At 50.6% G+C, this 599-nt stretch carries 1 protein-coding gene; it reads right to left on the bottom strand.

Annotated elements, in window-relative coordinates:
* Positions 1 to 73: 73 nt before the first annotated feature.
* A partial coding sequence (gene istB, locus GTP69_RS30885; RefSeq protein WP_161058431.1) for an IS21-like element helper ATPase IstB occupies positions 74 to 599 on the bottom strand: 526 nt, incomplete at its 5' end.

The raw sequence follows: 599 nt of genomic DNA, 5'->3' as shown, positions 1-599 counted from the left end.
TGTTAGATTGCACTGTATTCTGACCCGGAATTTGCATCGAATTCTGACCCACTCTTCGATTAATTTTTCGGGGTTATGCTGGGATTAGTTTGGTCCTTCGCTCCTTTCCTGTAGTTTGAGTTGAGCTGTTCTTAAATCGATAGCTGTCGTTGCCCGTTTCGATGATATGGCAATGATGGGTGAGACGATCAAGCAGCGCCGTCGTCATTTTAGCGTCTCCAAACACAGATCCCCATTCAGAAAATCCTAAATTGGTGGTGATGACAAGACTCGTTTTTTCATAGAGTTTGCTGATTAAGTGGAACAGCAGTGCACCGCCAGTCTGGCTAAACGGAAGGTAGCCCAGCTCGTCCAGGATTACCAAGTCCGTGTGGAGCAGCCGCATGGCCAGATGGCCCGCTTTCCCTTGCTGCTTCTCCAGTTCTAGGGTGTTGACGAGTTCGACCGTAGAGAAGTAACGGACACGGCAGTTATGCTGCTCAATCGCCTGAGTTCCTAGTGCGGTTGCGAGGTGGGTTTTACCGGTGCCAGGGCCACCGACCAATACGACGTTATGGACCGATTGCAGGAATTCGCAGCGGTGCAATTGCCTCACCAGC

This window comes from Duganella levis (assembly GCF_009857605.1).
GTDB lineage: Bacteria > Pseudomonadota > Gammaproteobacteria > Burkholderiales > Burkholderiaceae_D > Rugamonas > Rugamonas levis.
Note: the sequence above shows the minus strand (reverse complement) of the source record. Positions and strands in the feature narration are given on the sequence as shown.